Origin of the sequence: Bacillus hominis (assembly GCF_030348325.1) — a bacterium.
In the GTDB taxonomy this organism is placed as follows: domain Bacteria; phylum Bacillota; class Bacilli; order Bacillales; family Bacillaceae_G; genus Bacillus_A; species Bacillus_A hominis.
Genome location: NZ_JAUCFS010000005.1, coordinates 4,424,223 through 4,441,989, shown reverse-complemented (window position 1 = coordinate 4,441,989; position 17,767 = coordinate 4,424,223). Strand labels below are relative to the sequence as shown.

The following is a 17,767-nucleotide window of genomic DNA, read 5'->3' as shown; positions in this document are numbered from 1 at the left end:
GTTTTTTCTATTCTATACGTAAGTTACGTTAAGGAGGAACTAGAAATGAAAAAGTGGGTATTTATTTCTCTTTTTATATTATGTACAGTCTGTGTAGGCTTTTATATATCACCATTATTTCAAAAGGATATCGATGTGAAAATCGGCGGGAAAGATAGTGCGGTAAAGGCTGCAAATATGGAAAAGATAGAGATTACAAAAGAAGAAATTTATAAAGGGGGTCTATTACTAGTTAACAAAGATTACCCAGTTAAAAAAGATAGCATTAGGTCTGATATTATAAATGTAAATCACAATAGTGAATTAGTAAGAGGTTATGTGATATTTGATAGGAATCTTCGCTTATCAAAGGATGTTGTAAAAAAGTTTTTGAACGTTGTCGATGCAGCTGGAAAAGATGGAGTACAGCATTTCTTAATGAATAGCGGTTATCGAGATTTTAAAGAACAAAGTAAATTATATAAAGAAATGGGATCTGATTATGCACTTCCAGCAGGATATAGTGAACATAATTTAGGATTATCACTGGACGTTGGGTCTACTCAAAAGAAAATGGAGAAAGCTCCTGAAGGAAAATGGATTGAAGAGAACGTATGGAAACACGGATTTGTTTTACGTTATCCGAAAAATAAAAGTAATATTACTGGCATTCAATATGAGCCGTGGCATATACGTTATGTAGGCTTGCCTCATAGTGCCATTATGCAAAAAAAGAAAATTACATTAGAGGAATATTTGGACTTTCTAAAAGAGAAAAAAGAGATCTCAACGGATGTGGAAGGTAAGAAATATACGGTTTCTTATTATAAAGTTGCAGATCGTATGAACGTGAATGTTCCGGTAAATAAGCAGTATGAAATTTCGGGGAACAATATGGACGGGGTTATTGTGACGGTTCAGGAATAGAGAAAAAAGATATCTGAGGTAGATAGATTTTTGGGTTCTGGTGCAAAATTAAAACAAAAAGTAAAAGATAAATTATTTTATACCCATATTTTATCTTTTACTGGTGGATCCTACATTACATATCATAATCAATTACTTCAAGACATTGTTGGATGGATGTTAGTATGTTTAAAGTTCATTTTACTTATTACTATTTTGTTGGGTATTCAATATTTTATTACTAAATTAGCATGGAATAAATCCAATAAAATTCAATAAGGGTATAAAAAAGCTTATCTTTTAGCACTTGATGATACGCTTTTTTATTTTTTTCTTCATCTCTTTTTCCTTTTAGGGGGTATTTTGTTTTGATAGTGATGGGGTACTGCCAACATTTCGGAAATTTTGTACGCTAAGCAAAAAATACCAAAAGGCCGTCCATCAGGACGGCTTACTTACATAATTAATGCTATAGGAAGTAAACCACTGTAAGCAGAGATAGTTTATATAAAATCCATTAAAACATGTGGATAACCCCCTAGTTTTATAAGGTGTTCCACATTGGTAGGAATTTTATTACCATCATGTGATAAAAGATATAATGTATTCCCTTCAATCTGTTCTAAATTTTTTAATAACTCCATAAAAGGTTCAAAATTATTTTGTAGCATAGTAGAGTTTAATTCAAAAACAATAGTTTGTATCTTTTTATGGCGGATCAACTCTCTCATTCCAACAAAAGCGTGATATTCTCCGCCCTCAATATCAATTTTTAAGAAATTAATATGATCTATATCTTTAAGATGTTCATCTAAGCTTACAGCTTTTACATCAATTTCTTCTATCTTATCAACATAATGTTTATGATAGGTTTCATTATGTTTAACAAGAGAGCTATTCCCCATAAACCTGTGTGATGCATAGAATTGAAGGGTCTTTTGAGAAGAATAAACAGCTAAATTATGTACACTAGTACGATCATGTAAAAAGTTTATTGAAAGGTTATCCATAAGAAAAGAGTGCATAAAAGGATTAGCTTCATAAGCAATTAATTTTCCCATTGAACCAATTAAATATCCTATTAACACAGAAAAATAACCTATATTTGCTCCAATATCAACAACCGTATCACCTGGTTTTAAATTATTTCTAAAAAAATTAGTAAGGGGCTGCTCAATATTTCCACTTACTAATAAATGTGGAGTTAAACTTAAATCATTCGAGGGGACAATAAGTTGTCCGTTCCAATCTGTAGAAATAAGCATCTTAGTATTTCCAATGTAAACACCTCTCAATTACAAGTCCTCCTTTTTTACTAAGCATACAGAATTAATCTTGTATGAAAACATAAAGTAATTACTTTTTAAAAATGTATTCACAATGAAATAATATATACCTCCTTTAACAAGACAAGCTAATTATCAGTAGTCAATAATAAATAGTAATTTCGTTATAGGGGGATTTTGATTATCTAGATTGATGGGCATAGGGTCTCATCAACAAAACACGAAATGCTAGCGGTACCCTATTATTCACAATTAAACATTATAACGTTATATTTACTTTTCGTTTTTTTCGTGATACTCTAAATATGTGAAAGAGATATAAAGTGAAACTTTAATCAGTGGGGATTTTGTTCATCCCCCACTGATTATTAGTTGAACCAATCGGGCTTTTACGGACAGTTGATCCTCCACCTAACTTCTTTGCTTTCGCTGAATTTCGAGGTAGGGGTCTTACTGCCCGTTAATGCGGGATAAAAATGAAACTTTAATGTAAGCGTATTCTTATGGCTTCTTATAGAAAAGGGTGGAAATACAATGACAGAACGATTCGTACTACGTAATGTGAAACGTGTGAACGGGGAAGAGATTGACATTGCAATTGAAAATAATAAAATCGCACAGGTGACGAAGGCTGGTGCTGGCGAGGGTGGAAAGGTTCTTGATTACTCTGGTACTTACGTATCGAGTGGTTGGATTGATTTGCACGTTCATGCTTTTCCAGAGTTTGATCCATATGGCGATGAGGTTGATGAAATTGGCGTTAAGCAAGGGGTAACGACAATTGTTGATGCGGGTAGTTGCGGTGCTGATCGCATTGCAGATTTAGTAAAAAGTAGAGAGCAGGCAAAGACGAATTTATTTGCCTTTTTAAATATTTCTCGCATCGGTTTGAAACGAATTGATGAATTATCCAATATGGAATGGATAGATAAAGAGAAAGTAATAGAAGCAGTAGAAAAGTATAAAGATGTAATCGTTGGTTTAAAAGCGAGAATGAGTAAAAGTGTCGTTTGTGATAGCGGAATTGAACCGCTTCATGTGGCGCGCTCTTTATCTCGCGAAACATCATTACCGATTATGGTACATATCGGTTCAGCGCCTCCGCGTATAGAGGAAGTTGTACCTCTTTTAGAAAAAGATGATGTCATTACACATTACTTAAACGGGAAAGAAAATAATTTATTCGATGAAGAAAGAAAACCGCTACCTGTATTACTAGATGCAGTGAAACGTGGTGTTCATTTAGATGTTGGACATGGTAATGCTAGTTTTTCTTTTAAAGTAGCAGAAGCAGCGAAGCGTCAAGGCATTCGATTCAATACAATTAGTACAGATATTTATCGTAAGAATCGTATACACGGCCCAGTTTACAGTATGGCTCACGTTCTTTCGAAATTCCTTTACTTAGGTTATCCGCTAGAAGAAGTAATTGATGCGGTTACGAAAAATGCGGCAGAATGGCTTAAGAAACCAGAGCTTGGCCGCATTCAAGAAGGCGATATTGCAAACTTAACTTTATTTACGGTGAAAGATGAACCGATTACGTTAGTTGATTCAGAAGGGGATCAGCGCATAGCTGAAAGAAGAATTGATGCGAAAGGGGTTGTAATCAATGGGTCACTCATTGAATGCTAAGTACGGATTAAAAAGAGTTATTAATGCGAGCGGTAGAATGAGTATTTTAGGTGTATCCGCTCCTACAGATACAGTTATGGATGCGATGAAACATGGTGGACAAAATTATGTAGAAATTGCAGATTTAGTAGATAAAGCGGGGGACCATATTGCGAGAATTTTAGATTCAGAGGCGGCAGTTGCTGTGAATTCAGCATCAAGCGGAATTGCACTTTCTATTGCTGGTATCGTTACAGAAGGAAATCGCCGTAAAAGTGAAAGACTTCATCAAGAAGTCATCACGAAAAATGAAGTGATTATGTTAAAAGGTCATAACGTTCAATACGGTGCTCCTGTTGAAACGATGATTTACTTAGGCGGAGGAAAGCTCGTTGAAGTTGGCTATGCAAATGAAGGGAAAGCAGAACATATTGAAGATGCAATCGGTGAAAATACAGCGGCAATTCTTTATGTGAAATCACATCATGCAGTGCAAAAAAATATGATTTCTGTTGAAGAAGCGTGGGAAGTAGCGCAGCGAAATAATGTACCGCTTATCGTTGATGCAGCAGCGGAAGAAGACATTCAAAAATATGTGAAATATTCAGACCTTGCCATTTATAGTGGTTCAAAAGCGATTGAAGGACCGACTTCCGGTATTGTCGGCGGTAAACGAAAATATATTGAATGGCTGAAAGTGCAATTACATTGCATCGGAAGAAGTATGAAGGTTGGGAAAGAGACGACTTTCGGTTTACTGCAAGCGCTTGATGAGTACGGAGTAAAAGAAGATAAGAGTGAGCAAGAAAAAGAGTTATTACAAGTACTTATGCCCCTGAAAGAATTAAACGGTGTAAATGTAACGATCGTTCAAGATGAGGCAGGAAGAGCAATCTTTAGAGCACGCATTCATATTAACGAGAAAGAGTTAAATAAATCAGCAAAAGACGTTGTGACTGCATTGCGCGAAGGAGAAATTGCAATTTACACACGTGATTACGGAGTAAGACAAGGATTCTTTGATATCGATCCCCGTCCACTTCAAGGTGATGATATACATGTTATTGAAGAAAAAATGAGAGAAATTGTAGGGGGAAACTAAAATGACAAACATTCAAAAACGTTTTTATAAAGGCCGCGTAGCATTAAATGTATTAGCGAACAATACCCGAAATGCGAAAGACATTTTTGAAGCAGCAGAAGGTTATGTAGTCGTTGGTGTGTTATCAAAAGATTATCCAACAGTAGAAGAAGCAGTAATTGCGATGAAAGCATACGGAAAAGAAATTGATGACGCTGTATCAATCGGACTAGGAGCAGGAGATAATCGTCAAGCGGCTGTTGTAGCTGAAATTGCGAAGCATTATCCTGGTAGTCACATTAACCAAGTATTCCCTTCAGTTGGAGCAACGCGTGCAAATCTTGGAGGAAAAGATAGCTGGATTAATAGTTTAGTATCGCCAACAGGAAAAGTAGGATACGTAAATATTTCTACTGGTCCAATTAGTGCGGCTGGAGAAGAAAAAGCAATCGTTCCAATTAAAACAGCGATCGCACTTGTACGTGATATGGGCGGAAATTCATTGAAGTACTTCCCAATGAAAGGTTTAGCTCATGAAGAAGAATATCGTGCGGTTGCGAAAGCTTGTGCGGAAGAAGGGTTTGCATTAGAGCCAACAGGCGGAATTGATAAAGAAAACTTCGAAACAATTGTACGTATTGCGTTAGAGGCAAACGTAGAGCAAGTTATCCCGCATGTGTATTCTTCTATTATTGATAAAGAAACTGGTAATACGAAAGTAGAAGATGTACGTGAATTATTAGCGGTAGTGAAGAAGTTAGTTGATCAATATGCGTAAGAAAATTGCAGCATTCGGCGAAGTAATGATGCGCCTGCAAGTACCAGGATATGAATTACTATCACAAGCTAACACATTAAATTATTCTTTTTCAGGTACAGGCGTGAACGTTGCAGCGGCCCTTTCTCATCTCGGGCATGAAGGGTTTCTTGTTTCAACTTTACCGGAAAACTCGGTTGGAGATGCTGCGGTATCGCACATTCAAAAATTAGGTATTCAGGCACCGTTTATTTCAAGAGGCGGTAAATATGTTGGAATGTATTTTTTAGAAAATGGATTTGGCGCACGCGCAAGCCGCGTTACATATTCGAATCGATTAGAAAGTAGTTTCAATACGGCATGTGAAGAGATGTATCAATTTGAAGAAATCGCAAAGGAAATTGATATCATCCATTTTTGCGGAATTACACTTGCAATGAATGATACTGTGCGTCATCATATGAAATCTTTAGCGAAAGCAGTTAAAGAAAACGGAGGAACCGTTGTTTTTGATTGCAACTATCGTCCGTCGCTTTGGGGAGAAGATGGATATGAACAGGCGAAACCACATTATGAAGAAATGCTGGACCTTGCTGATATCGTTATGATGAATGAAAAAGATGCAATGTTCGTTCTTGGAATGAAAACAGAAGAAACAGAGCGAGAAGCACAACTGATGGATCTCATTCCAAAGGTAGCTGAAATGTATCATATCGCTACAATTGCTGGTACACATCGCTCTATTAATAGCGATAATACACATTCACTTCGCGGATTTATTTGTAAAGATGGAGCGTTCACCTTTGCAAAAACACTTACGTTTTCTGTATATGATAGAATAGGTGCTGGAGATGCTTATACGAGCGGGATTATTCATGGCGAGATAAAAGAGTTTGCACCAGAGAAGGCTGTTTCATTTGCGTCAGCAGCTGGAATGCTTGCACATACAATCGTCGGTGATACGCCAATGTCATCAGAGAAGGATATACTTCGGGCAATGACGGCATCAGTAGGTGATGTAGAAAGGTAGTGGGTGTAACGGTGAACGTAACGAGAAAAAAAGGACCATTATATTTACAAATAAAAAATATTATTCGTGATCGAATATTACATGGTGTATATGCGATTCATACGAATATTCCTTCTGAACCACAATTAGAGGAAGAGTTCAAAGTGAGCAAAATTACAGTGCGTAATGCGATTAAAGAACTCGCTCAAGAAGGATATTTGGAAAAGAAAAGCGGTAAAGGAACGAAAGTGATTCGTAATACTTCTGCGACAAAACTGTCGAAGGGAAAGAAGTTTACAGAAGTGTTAGTGGAAGAAGGATATAAAGTACAAAAGAAATTGCTAAAGGCAGAAGTGGTTCATAATGAAGAAGGAACAGTGCCGTTTCGATTATTCGGTAAAGAGAGTTTCCGTATTGAACGATTATATGCGTTAAATGATGCGCCGTATATTCATTATACGCACTACTTCTCAGCGAAAATGGCAAGTACAGATTTATCGGACTTTGATTTACAATCGCTTTACGATTTAGTCGAGGAGCGAGGTATACATTTAGAAAACTTCAGAGATGAATTCGCAGTTGGATTTGCGCCTAGTTTCGTTGCAGAAGCGTTAAGTGAAAAAGAAGGCGCTGCATTATTAAAACGTATGCGCTATTCTTACGATGAAGTTGGCGAAGTAATTGAATATAGTGAAGGCTACTACAATACAGAAATGCAGCATTATGTAGTTAATTATGATATATAGGAAGTAAAGAGGGGGAATTACTCTCTCTTTTTTTGCGTGAGATGGCATGTTGCTTTATATTTTTACTGAACATATTTATAAAAAAACAGGAGGTACCTTGCTAAAGGTACCTCCTGTTTTTTTTAGCCCATTTCTCGAAACAAGCCCGTTTTTAGGAAAGCCAAGCTTCCGATTTGCCCTGAAAACATAATATAAATGGAATCCCCTCATTTAGAACAAGAAGAACTTGTTATGAATGATACTAAAGGAGGAATAGAGTAATGAGCGAAAAGTGTGAACACAAACATGATGATTGTCACCGCAGACATGGCCACGGAGGTGGCTTTGCGCTTCTAATCGTATTGTTTATTTTATTAATCATTATCGGTGCTAGCTGCTTCGGTGGTGGCGGTGGTTGTGGTTACGGCGGTTATGGTGGATATGGCGGCGGCTATGGTGGATACTGCTGCTAATTATTAAAAACTATTGAAAATGGCCTTGTGCGTATTGCACAAGGCCATTTTATTCATATCTTGATATGCTGTGATAATTTATTAATGTAAAGAGAACGGATTAAGAAGAAGAAAATAATCTCGATAATCCCGAACAAAGTAAGTATAATCACTAATTCTTTTAATAAAGAGAAAGAAAACATGCTTTGTAAAAACTTAATTGCAAATATTGTATGAATACCAGCAACTATATAAGGAATGAAAAATAAAATTCCTAATTGAATCGTTGCTGAACGAAACATTTCCGATTCTGTTAAACCGAGTTTTGTAATTGTAATGTACTTTTGTTTTTCAGTCGTTAAGTCGTTATACATACGGAAGTATAAAACACTGGCTGCCCCGATAAAGAAAATAAAGCCGAGAAATGTCCAAATAAAGAAAGTAGCAATTGAATTTCCTTTACTGTAGTTTAGATCATCAGCAGCTGTATAAATAGCAAATGGGAGGTCTGGATTTTTGTATGCCTCACGGAAGCTATCCGTATCATTCCAAATATGTTTTAATATATTTTTCGTCGGAACAATTGCACTTTCCCAATTCTCAACGAAGTAGTTATAAACTATGGTCGTTTCAATATGAGGAATCATATTATCAAATACATAATCTTGTACAACAATTATATGTGGGAAAAGAAAGGATGGTTCGATCCCTTTATTAATAAATCCTTTAATATGAAATTCTTTTTTATTTGATCCGAGTGTAATTGTATTTTGTTTTGCAAATGGATTTGATACAAGATTTAAGAGTTCTGGCGAGTACCGAGAAATAATATAAACTTGTGTAGAATCAAGAGTTATTTCCGGTCTCTTTAATTGTTTCGCAAGTGTGTTATAGTCACTCATTTTCATAAGAGTAATGTTTTCTTTTAAAGCTGTATCTTTTAACACTGTAACCTTATGCTTATTGTATTGAAAATTAGCATTTGTAAGCTCCGTTTCAATTGTAGCAATGTGCTTTTGTTCAAATGGGTTTTCACCTTTGGACTTATATGTGAAGGGGAAAGGATATCGTTCTAATGTCGATGCTTTCGTATTATTATTAGCAGCAAACAACCCAATAATAATTGTAAATGCAAGTGCTGATAACATAGAAACGATAAAGAGCACATTAATATTACTACGCGTACGGCTAGCTAAATCTGAAATCCATAACATGTTTATTTGTTTCATATAAAACTTTCTCCGCTTTTTTAAGATAAAGATAAAGAGGAGAAATGTTTGTGAAAAGAATAAATATGTCCCGACTATTACGAGCGGTAAAATAGATAACATAATAAGATATACAGAGCCGTTTTGTACATTTTTTTCTGTTACGTAGCCTTGTGGGTAACCGGCGATATAATAGCATAGCCCTAAACAAATTAAGGCAAACAATGAAATGAGTATAGACGGCCTTTTTTCGTCTTTTTCCTTTTTATTATTTTTAATTAATCGAGTTGTTTTACGAGTACGAATGAACATCGGTGTAAATGTAGAAACGATGAAAAATAAAATAATAAAAGTTACTGTTGTAACAATAATTGCTTCTGTTGGCCAATATAAATAGAGACCTTTTGCACTTGTTAATTTAGAGGTAACGAGTAAGAAAAAGTTAGAAAACACAAGGCCACCTTGAATACCTGCAAAGATAGCAAGCACTCCAATGATCATATTTTCAGTAAACAAAAGACGTTTTAATTGTTTTTGAGATATACCGAGAACAGTTAAAACGCCAAATTGCTGTTTCCGTACATTTAAAAATGTCCCGATAGAATATAAGAGAAAGAAGAACGAGAACAAAACGATAACAAACTGTGCCATGCCAGCTAAGTTCATGAGAGGATCTTGTTCCTGCAATTTATTCATAATTTGTAACCGCGGATGATACGCGTATACAGTAAATGAAAAGAAAACCATGATAGAAAACGCACTACTTACAAAGTAAGCGAAATATGCTTTCGAATTACGCGAGACATTTTTAAATGCAAATTGCCAAAATGTCATCCACGTCTTCCTCCTAGTAATGCTAGAACATCTAATATTTCTTGATAAAATTTCTCACGGTACAATCCGCGGTGCAGTTCATTGTAAAGCTCGCCATCTTTAATGAAAATAACACGGTTACAATAACTAGCTGCAAATGGATCGTGCGTAACCATTAAAATCGTTGCATCTTCTTCTTTGTTTAGCTTCGTAAATAATTCCATTACATCAATAGCTGACTTTGAGTCCAAGTTTCCTGTCGGTTCATCAGCTAGTAAGAGAGAAGGGTGATGAATAACAGCACGTGCTACAGCAGTACGCTGTGCTTGTCCTCCTGAAACTTCAAAAATACGCTTATTTAAAATGTGATCAATTCCTAGCTTTTTTGAGATATTATCGAGTTTTTGATCCATTTCTTTTAAAGGAACATTATCTAACGTTAAAGGTAACACGATATTTTCACCGATTGTTAACGTATCGAGTAAGTTAAAGTTTTGGAAAACAAATCCTAATTCTTGGCGACGAAAAATCGCTAATTTTTCTCTACGGAATGTATGTGGTTGTTTTCCGTTAATTACGACCTCTCCAGAAGTAGGTGAATCGATTGTGGAAATAACGTTTAAAAACGTAGATTTACCACTTCCAGACGGCCCCATGATCGCAACGAATTCACCTTTATCCACGTGTAAATTTATATTTTTTAAAGCGGTATGAGGGACTTTCCCCTCATACACTTTTGAGACGTTTTTGATGTGTAATACTTCTTCCATAATAATCACCTTTCTATTTCTTAAAACTTAATGTGTTGTGATAATTTTTGCATATAAAAGGAACGAATTAAAAGGAAAAATAGAATTTCAACTGTTCCAAAGATTACAAGTACAACCGTAATCTCAGCGAATAATGAGAGATTCAATATTTCTTGCAACATCTTTGTCGCAAAAATCGTATGAATCGATGCCATAATGTAAGGAACAAAGAAAAGAATCGCAAGTTGAATGGTAGCAGATTGTTTCATCTCATCTTCTGTTAAGCCAATTTTCGTAACCGTTATATACTTTTCTTGCTCATTTGTTAAATCTGTATACATCCGGAAGTAAAGAACACTGCCAGCACCAATAAAGAAAATAACACCTAGGAAAGTTCCAATTAAGAAAAATGAAGCAACATTTAGTTTTGTTTTGTATAGAGAGTCACTTGCTTCATTTGCGTGGAACGGCGGATGCTCTGCTTGAATCGCTGCATTGTCGTTATCGATTTTTGTTATAAATGCTGAACCAATACTATATGCTTTTTCCCAATCTAGAACTTTGAAGCTATATACACTCATTTGTTTCGAAATAGTTGATAATGCTTCTACATTTTCATCAGATAGTACGAGTAAGTGTGATATTAAACTATTTGGGAAAGGGTTATAACTTTTATATTCTTTCACTTGTAGCTGTAAAGAGTTTTGAGAAAGCGTAAGAGTATCATTCTTTTCTTTATCATAAATTGTTCCAATGAATTGATCATCTATGTCTTTAATAAGGATATAAGATTCATTATTCTTCACATTGAGATGTTCCCAGTTTAACGCCTTAGCAAGTATATTATAGTCACTTTGTTTAATGGCATAATAGAGCTGCGGGTTCTCTTCTGCCGAAGATACTTCATATATATCCGTTTTAAATTTTGTATAAGTAAAGTGCTCTTCATTAAATTTTTGCTCTAACCAGTTTAAATGTTGATCAGCTAACGTATTTTCAGTATGAGATAAATACGTAAATGGGAAAGGGTTTTGTCTAATCGCATCAAACTTTGTAAATTTCCCGAATCCATATAAGAATGTAATCATTGTAAAAGCGAGTGTTGATAGCATCGCTACAATAAAGAGCATGTTAATATTCGTTCGAATACGCGTTGCTAAATCAGAAATCCAAAGCATATTGATACGTTTCATATAAAATTTTCTTCTTGTCTTTAATATGCGAATGAGCAAGAAGCTAATTTGTGAAAAGAAAAAATATGTTCCAGCTGCAACAAGTGATGGAATGACAAATATACTAGAGACGGCGTACAAAATTCCAATTATGTCGCCTAGTGACATGAAATATAGTGGATTTGCTGCTAAGGCATATCCAGATAGCAAGCATATCGCGCCAAATAGAGAAATAAGTACGGATGCTTTTTTTTCTTTATGTTGGTTTCCTTCTTTTAAAAGTCGTACAGCTTTTCTCGTACGGATGAGCATCGGTGTGAAAGATGATACGAGAATAAAGAGCCCAAGAAAAATTATCGTAGTTAAAACAATCGCACTTGTAGGCCAATATAAATATAGACCAGGTACATGTGTAATTTTGGCGGTAATTAATAGGAAGAATTGTGAAAAGACAAGTCCAAGTTGAATGCCAAAAAATATAGAAAGAACACCAATTAACATATTTTCTATAAATATGAGTCGTTTTAATTGTTTTTGAGATATACCAAGTACTGTTAAAATCCCGAACTGTTTTTTTCGTACTTTTAAAAACGTACCGATTGAATAGAGTAAAAAGAAAAATGAAAAGAATACAATGACAACTTCTGAAATTGTCATTAATATGCTTAGAGCATAATTCACGTCTGTCGTATGCAATTTAGGGTGAAATAAATAAACTGCAAATGAGAAAAAAATTGCGATGGAGAACGCGCTGCTTACAAAATAGGCGAAATAAGCTCTGGCGTTCCGCGTCACGTTTTTAAATGCAAACTGCCAAAATGTCATTCACCTAAGCCTCCTAATAGAGTGAAGATGAAAAGAGTATGAGAGATACTCCTTTCATCCAGTTTATTTTAAATATTTTGTCCATTCGTATATTGTGATAATTTTTGCATATAAAGCGAACGAATGAATAAGAAAAAGATGATTTCAACTATGCCAAAAATAATAAGAACGGCTGAAACTTCTTTGAACAAAGATAAACCAATTACATCTTGTAGCATTTTTGTTGCAAACATTGTATGAATAGATGCCATAATGTACGGAACGAAAAATAAAATACTAAGTTGAATGGTTGCAGATTGTTTCATCTCTGTATCTGTTACACCGATTTTAGAAATCGTTATATACTTCTCTTGTTCGTTCGTCAAATCGGTATACATTCTAAAGTAAAGAACGCTACCAGCTCCAATGAAGAAAATAACTCCTAAAAATGTCCCGATTAGGAAGTATGTGGCACTACCAGATGTTATTCTGTATAATGATCCTGCTGATTCAAAGTAGCGAATGAAAGACCCTTGGTCCGGAGAATTTTGTTGATCTTTTTGTAATTTTTCTATAAAATCATCAGTAATTTTATATGTCTTTTCCCAGTTTTGTATTTTGTAATTGTATGCTGATATATGTTTTATTGTATTCGGAAATTTGTTTACAACAGTGTCAGGTACAACCAACGTTTGATAGGAAAAACTAGATGGAATTGCACTTACAGGTTCATAGCCTTTTACTCGTAATTTCGTATTTGTACTAGAGAGTGTAATGTAATCTCTTTTGTAGCTTTGCTCAAATTCGTTGAATATAGTGAAATAAGATGTCCCTGTTAAAACATATGCTTCGTTATCATCCATAAATAGTTGTTTCATTCGTAAAGAATCTGCAAGTTTGTTATAGTCACTTTGCTTAATTGCGTATACGTCATTATAAAAAGCTACATCTTTATCTTCCAGCAGTGGTGCTTCATATATATCAACTTTTATTTTTTTATAATAGAAATTTTCTTTTTGTAATTGTTGCTCAAGCCAATTTAAATGCTCTGTAACAAAAGGATTGGCATCATAAGAAAAATAAGAAATTGGGAAGGGGGAGCTTTTCGTAACTTCCAGTTTCGTAAATTTCCCGAGTCCATATAAAAACGTAATCATTGTAAAAGCTACAGTAGATAGCATTGCTACAATAAATAGCATATTAATATTCGTCCGAATACGGCTTGCTAAATCCGAAATCCAAAGCATATTAATCCGTTTCATATAAAACTTTCTTCTTGTCTTTAAAATATAAATAAGTAAGAAACTAATTTGAGAAAAGAAAAAATATGTCCCGATTGTAACAAGTGTTGGGATCACGAAAATACTTGAAACCATATATATAACGCCTACTTGCGGGTTTATTGAGAAGAAATATTTAGGATTTGCAGCTAAAATATAACCACCTAATAAACAGATAGCACCAAATAGAGAGATGAATATGGATGGTTTTCTTTCTTTTTGTTTCCCACCATTAGCTTTTAAAAGGTGTACCGTTTTTTTCGTACGAATTAGCATCGGTGTAAATGAAGATACAGCGATAAAAAGACTAAGAAATACAATCGTTGTTAAAATAAAAGCATTTGTGGGCCAATATAAATATATCCCTGGTACGTACGTAATTTTCGCTGTTACTAATAAGAAAAACTGTGAAAAGACAAGTCCAAACTGCATACCGAAAAAGATAGATAAAATACCAATTAACATATTTTCGGTGAAAATGAGTCGGTGTAATTGCTTTTTTGATATACCTAAAACGGTTAACACACCAAATTGCTGTTTACGAACTTTTAAAAATGATCCGATTGAATAAAGTAGAAAGAAGAACGAGAACAAGACAATGACAACTTCTGAAAAAATCATTAATCCTGAAATTTCAGAGATCATAGTGAAATTTTGTAATTTCGGATGAAATAAATAAACAGCGAATGAAAAGAAAACAGCAATTGAAAACGAGCTGCTTACGAAATAAGCGAAGTAAGCTCTTGAATTACGTGTTACATTTTTAAAGGCGAATTGCCAAAAATTCATATTCTATACCTCCAAGTCGAAAGTATAGTTGTATTCGTATTACAAAAAATGTATGAGAGTAAATTCTCATACATTTCAGGAGTAACTAAGTTCATTCCTCTGTCACCTTCTCTAACTGATTGTTTGCGGCATTATGGAAGATGATTTTAATCGTCGTTCCTTTACCAACTTCAGAATCTAGTTTGACAGAGTGACCTAAATAATCACAAATTTTACTTACAATATAAAGTCCCATACCAGTAGATTCTCCGAATGTACGACCATTTTTCCCAGTGTAAAATGGTTCAAATACTCTTCGAATATCTTCTTGCGGAATACCTACGCCTTCATCACGAACTTCTAAAATAATATCTTTTCCGTTTCGATAAGCAGATAAGAACACTTTCTTTCCGCGCTCACCAGAGTAACGAACAGCATTTGTCATTAACTGATAGATAATGAATTTTAACCATTTCGCATCAGAAGTAACTTTTAAATCAGAATGAACTTCTAAAACAGGGAAGACGCCATTACGGATGAATAGTTCTTTTAGGCCGTTAATATTTTTTGTTACAGTATCTTTTAATGAAATCGTCTCGACATGGAAGTCTTCATGGAAGTTATTTAATCTTGCCATGTATAAAGCCATATCAAGCCCTTGGTTCAGACGATCTAATTCCTGTTTAAACTTTGGAATTAAATGTTCATCTTCCATTTCGAGCACCATAAGTTGCATGACGGAAACAGGTGTCTTCATTTGATGCACCCAATGGTTAATGAATAATTGATGTTCTTGTTGTTTTACTTCATATGATTGTAGTTCTTTTTGGAAGAGACGGTACTGCGTACGCACGAGTTCATTTACACAGTGAGGCATCGGAGCGCTCGCCCTTTCAATAAACGCATCTTCCATTTTCTCTGGTGGTTCACTTAATCTGTGATACATTCTACGGTTACGAACGTAACGATAAGCGAGGAAACAGATGAATAAGTATAGACTTAAAACGATGAAGTAAAACTTATTATTTTGAAATCCATCTACTGCATCATAGAGAACGAAAATGATTCCGAAGTTTAATACATATAGTAGAAAAAATGCAAAATGATCACGTAAAAATAGCTTCATGCTTATTCACTCCAAGTTGTGTTAAAACGATATCCAAGTCCACGTACTGTTTCAATAGAGTTCTCAATACCAAGCTCATTAAACTTTTTACGAAGGCGCGTAATGTTTACGTTTAATGTATTTTCTTCAACGAAGCTCTCATCATCCCAAAGGGCAGCTAATAAATCTTCACGGCTCGCTGTACGAGGGAACTTAGATAATAACATTTCTGCCAAAATTGCCTCTTTCTTCGTTAAAAGAACTTGCTCAGATCCAAAGTGAATTTCTGGACGCTCAGGGAATAACTTTAAACCTTCTACTTCAACGATACGTTCAGAAATATTTGGTGCATAATCACCGTAAATACGACGTAATTGTCCTTTAATTTTCGCCATTACAACGTCGTAGTGGAACGGTTTCGTAATGTAATCATCCGCACCGCTTTCAATTGCCATAATTTGTTCCATTTCACCAGCACGAGCTGAAATGAAAATAATTGGACAAGTAGATTCATGACGAATTTGACGGCACCAGTAGAAACCATCGAATTTCGGTAAGTTTACATCAAGTAAAACAAGATGTGGTTTCACTGCATTAAACGATTCCATAATATCATCGAAGTTCTCCGCAACAACAGCGTCGTACCCGTACTTTTGAATGTGAGATTGTAGTAATGATGAAATATTTGGATCGTCTTCAACGATTAAAATTTTGTACATATGTATATTCCTCCTCAAAAAAACAATTGTAGCTATAGTGTATCATGTGTTTCAAGTCTTTTCATTATGTTGAAATATAAGCTATATAAATATATAAATTAAAAAAGGACATAGAACCTTTCTTTTTAGGTTAGAGAGAGGATATATCTATGTATAGGTATAGGGCGGTCAAAGCCTGTTTCTTCTCCATGCGAAGACATAGAATAGCTGTGGCGTATTTATATGACGAAAGATTAAACCAGATTTATATAGTATCAGTATAGGTCAAAAGTGGAAAAAGTAAAAAGGGCTTTGGATATAATTGACAGACAACTGAAAACGATTTAATATTTAGATAAATATCTAAATGTCTAATTAGTGAAGGGAAGAAAGACATTGAATCAAGCATTCAAAGCATTAGCAGATCCAACAAGGCGAAAAATTTTAGATTTATTAAAAGAAGGCGATTTAACAGCTGGCGAAATTGCTGAACAGTTCAATATGACGAAGCCAAGTATTTCACACCATTTAAGCGCACTTAAAAATGCTGAACTTATTCAAGATGAAAAGAAAGGGCAATTCGTTGTGTACTCATTGAACACAACTGTATTTCAAGATTTATTGACTTGGGTGTTTACGTTTACGAATAAGGGGGAAGAGGGGAAATGAAAAAACATCTTTTTGCAATCATATTAATTTTTATAACTTGTATAGCATGGGCGTTTGCTTGGCCTCATTTGCCGGATACAATTGCGACACATTGGAGCGGCGGTAAGGTAGATGGATATTCGTCTAAATTATATGGAATGATTTCTATGGTTGGAATTATGATTGCGTTATATATATTTCTAAATGTAATACCGAAGATTGATCCAAGGAAAGCAAATTACGAGAAATTTTCTAAAGCTTTTATGATGATGAATAATGGGATACTCCTGCTACTATTTGTAGGGAATATAGATATTATTACAAGTGGACTCGGGTATAACTTATTCATTAATCGGGTGCCGGAATTATTAGTGGGTGTTTTGTTTATAGTCATCGGCAACTATTTACCACAATGCAAGCCTAACTTTTTCGTTGGGATGCGTAATCCTTGGACATTGAGTAATGAAGAAGTATGGAGAAAGACCCATCGATTTAGCGGAAAAGTATTTGTGGCGTTAGGAATTATTATGATTATAAGTGTTTTCGCTCCGGCTGATTGGAGATCTTATATGATGCTTGGGATTATAGTAGTTGCTGTCATCATAACGAATTTATATTCTTACGTTTTATATAAAAAAGAAATGCAATTGTGAGCAATAAGGGATTGAATTACACTAATCAAATTTTATAGTTCTAGTTTCTATATGTTAAGA

At 34.8% G+C, this 17,767-nt stretch carries 16 protein-coding genes; 9 read left to right on the top strand and 7 right to left on the bottom strand.

Annotated features, from left to right (window positions below; translation table 11 throughout):
- Nucleotides 1–45: 45 nt before the first annotated feature.
- Nucleotides 46–906: a M15 family metallopeptidase gene (locus QUF93_RS25660; protein ID WP_289360618.1), complete on the top strand. Its 861-nt coding sequence runs from the start codon at nucleotides 46–48 to the stop codon at nucleotides 904–906.
- Nucleotides 907–1,388: 482 nt separating this feature from the next.
- On the opposite strand, the gene QUF93_RS25655 is transcribed toward QUF93_RS25660, so the two are convergent.
- Nucleotides 1,389–2,180: an FkbM family methyltransferase gene (locus tag QUF93_RS25655; protein ID WP_289360616.1), complete on the bottom strand. Its 792-nt coding sequence runs from the start codon at nucleotides 2,178–2,180 to the stop codon at nucleotides 1,389–1,391.
- Nucleotides 2,181–2,705: 525 nt separating this feature from the next.
- Here QUF93_RS25655 and QUF93_RS25650 point away from each other — a divergent pair.
- The 6 genes from QUF93_RS25650 (at nucleotide 2,706) to QUF93_RS25625 (ending at nucleotide 7,830) form a co-directional block, all read left to right on the top strand.
- Nucleotides 2,706–3,806, top strand: a complete 1,101-nt coding sequence (locus QUF93_RS25650; RefSeq protein WP_289360615.1) for an EF_0837/AHA_3915 family putative deacetylase — start codon at nucleotides 2,706–2,708, stop codon at nucleotides 3,804–3,806.
- A complete protein-coding gene (locus tag QUF93_RS25645) occupies nucleotides 3,784–4,887 on the top strand; it encodes a DgaE family pyridoxal phosphate-dependent ammonia lyase (protein ID WP_289360614.1) in 1,104 nt (367 codons plus the stop codon). The genes QUF93_RS25650 and QUF93_RS25645 overlap by 23 nt, the downstream gene beginning before the upstream one ends.
- Before the next feature lies 1 nt (nucleotide 4,888).
- Nucleotides 4,889–5,644, top strand: coding sequence for a 2-dehydro-3-deoxy-phosphogluconate aldolase (dagF, locus tag QUF93_RS25640; RefSeq protein WP_289360613.1), 756 nt, complete (start codon nucleotides 4,889–4,891; stop codon nucleotides 5,642–5,644).
- Entirely contained in the window at nucleotides 5,637–6,653 is a 1,017-nt protein-coding gene (locus QUF93_RS25635; protein ID WP_289360612.1) for a sugar kinase, read from the top strand. Before dagF ends, QUF93_RS25635 begins: the two co-directional genes overlap by 8 nt.
- The gene (locus QUF93_RS25630; protein WP_289360611.1) at nucleotides 6,653–7,378 is read left to right on the top strand and encodes a GntR family transcriptional regulator; all 726 of its coding nucleotides are present in this window, start codon (nucleotides 6,653–6,655) and stop codon (nucleotides 7,376–7,378) included. Before QUF93_RS25635 ends, QUF93_RS25630 begins: the two co-directional genes overlap by 1 nt.
- Nucleotides 7,379–7,638: 260 nt before the next feature.
- Nucleotides 7,639–7,830: a YjcZ family sporulation protein gene (locus tag QUF93_RS25625; protein ID WP_199640053.1), complete on the top strand. Its 192-nt coding sequence runs from the start codon at nucleotides 7,639–7,641 to the stop codon at nucleotides 7,828–7,830.
- 53 nt (nucleotides 7,831–7,883) lie between these two features.
- Here QUF93_RS25625 and QUF93_RS25620 read toward each other — a convergent pair whose 3' ends face one another.
- From QUF93_RS25620 to QUF93_RS25595, 6 genes are all read right to left on the bottom strand, one after another.
- Nucleotides 7,884–9,851, bottom strand: coding sequence for an FtsX-like permease family protein (locus QUF93_RS25620; protein ID WP_289360610.1), 1,968 nt, complete (start codon nucleotides 9,849–9,851; stop codon nucleotides 7,884–7,886).
- Nucleotides 9,848–10,600 carry an ABC transporter ATP-binding protein gene (locus tag QUF93_RS25615; protein ID WP_002123407.1) on the bottom strand — a complete coding sequence of 251 codons (753 nt, stop codon included), beginning with the start codon at nucleotides 10,598–10,600 and terminating at the stop codon, nucleotides 9,848–9,850. Before QUF93_RS25615 ends, QUF93_RS25620 begins: the two co-directional genes overlap by 4 nt.
- A 20-nt stretch (nucleotides 10,601–10,620) precedes the next feature.
- On the bottom strand, nucleotides 10,621–12,576 hold the full coding sequence (locus QUF93_RS25610) for an FtsX-like permease family protein (RefSeq protein WP_289360609.1): 1,956 nt from the start codon (nucleotides 12,574–12,576) through the stop codon (nucleotides 10,621–10,623).
- A 68-nt stretch (nucleotides 12,577–12,644) separates the two neighbouring features.
- Nucleotides 12,645–14,624, bottom strand: a complete 1,980-nt coding sequence (locus tag QUF93_RS25605; protein WP_289360608.1) for an FtsX-like permease family protein — start codon at nucleotides 14,622–14,624, stop codon at nucleotides 12,645–12,647.
- A gap of 91 nt (nucleotides 14,625–14,715) precedes the next feature.
- On the bottom strand, nucleotides 14,716–15,729 hold the full coding sequence (locus tag QUF93_RS25600) for a sensor histidine kinase (RefSeq protein WP_289360607.1): 1,014 nt from the start codon (nucleotides 15,727–15,729) through the stop codon (nucleotides 14,716–14,718).
- A 2-nt stretch (nucleotides 15,730–15,731) separates the two neighbouring features.
- A complete protein-coding gene (locus QUF93_RS25595; protein WP_002034497.1) occupies nucleotides 15,732–16,427 on the bottom strand; it encodes a response regulator transcription factor in 696 nt (231 codons plus the stop codon).
- 375 nt (nucleotides 16,428–16,802) lie between these two features.
- Between QUF93_RS25595 and QUF93_RS25590 the strand changes: the two genes are divergently transcribed.
- Entirely contained in the window at nucleotides 16,803–17,075 is a 273-nt protein-coding gene (locus tag QUF93_RS25590; protein ID WP_002067754.1) for an autorepressor SdpR family transcription factor, read from the top strand.
- Complete coding sequence (locus QUF93_RS25585) at nucleotides 17,072–17,707, top strand: SdpI family protein (protein ID WP_289360606.1); 636 nt, start codon at nucleotides 17,072–17,074, stop codon at nucleotides 17,705–17,707. Before QUF93_RS25590 ends, QUF93_RS25585 begins: the two co-directional genes overlap by 4 nt.
- The last annotated feature ends 60 nt before the right edge of the window (nucleotides 17,708–17,767 follow it).

Bases quoted from the DNA above. Each gene is read 5' to 3' on its own strand.
- QUF93_RS25660 (WP_289360618.1), top strand. From the start codon at position 46: ATGAAAAAGTGGGTATTTATTTCTCTTTTTATATTATGTACAGTCTGT.
- QUF93_RS25650 (WP_289360615.1), top strand. From the start codon at position 2,706: ATGACAGAACGATTCGTACTACGTAATGTGAAACGTGTGAACGGGGAA.
- QUF93_RS25645 (WP_289360614.1), top strand. From the start codon at position 3,784: ATGGGTCACTCATTGAATGCTAAGTACGGATTAAAAAGAGTTATTAAT.
- dagF (WP_289360613.1), top strand. From the start codon at position 4,889: ATGACAAACATTCAAAAACGTTTTTATAAAGGCCGCGTAGCATTAAAT.
- QUF93_RS25635 (WP_289360612.1), top strand. From the start codon at position 5,637: ATGCGTAAGAAAATTGCAGCATTCGGCGAAGTAATGATGCGCCTGCAA.
- QUF93_RS25625 (WP_199640053.1), top strand. From the start codon at position 7,639: ATGAGCGAAAAGTGTGAACACAAACATGATGATTGTCACCGCAGACAT.
- QUF93_RS25620 (WP_289360610.1), bottom strand. From the start codon at position 9,851: ATGACATTTTGGCAATTTGCATTTAAAAATGTCTCGCGTAATTCGAAA.
- QUF93_RS25615 (WP_002123407.1), bottom strand. From the start codon at position 10,600: ATGGAAGAAGTATTACACATCAAAAACGTCTCAAAAGTGTATGAGGGG.
- QUF93_RS25610 (WP_289360609.1), bottom strand. From the start codon at position 12,576: ATGACATTTTGGCAGTTTGCATTTAAAAACGTGACGCGGAACGCCAGA.
- QUF93_RS25605 (WP_289360608.1), bottom strand. From the start codon at position 14,624: ATGAATTTTTGGCAATTCGCCTTTAAAAATGTAACACGTAATTCAAGA.
- QUF93_RS25600 (WP_289360607.1), bottom strand. From the start codon at position 15,729: ATGAAGCTATTTTTACGTGATCATTTTGCATTTTTTCTACTATATGTA.
- QUF93_RS25595 (WP_002034497.1), bottom strand. From the start codon at position 16,427: ATGTACAAAATTTTAATCGTTGAAGACGATCCAAATATTTCATCATTA.
- QUF93_RS25585 (WP_289360606.1), top strand. From the start codon at position 17,072: ATGAAAAAACATCTTTTTGCAATCATATTAATTTTTATAACTTGTATA.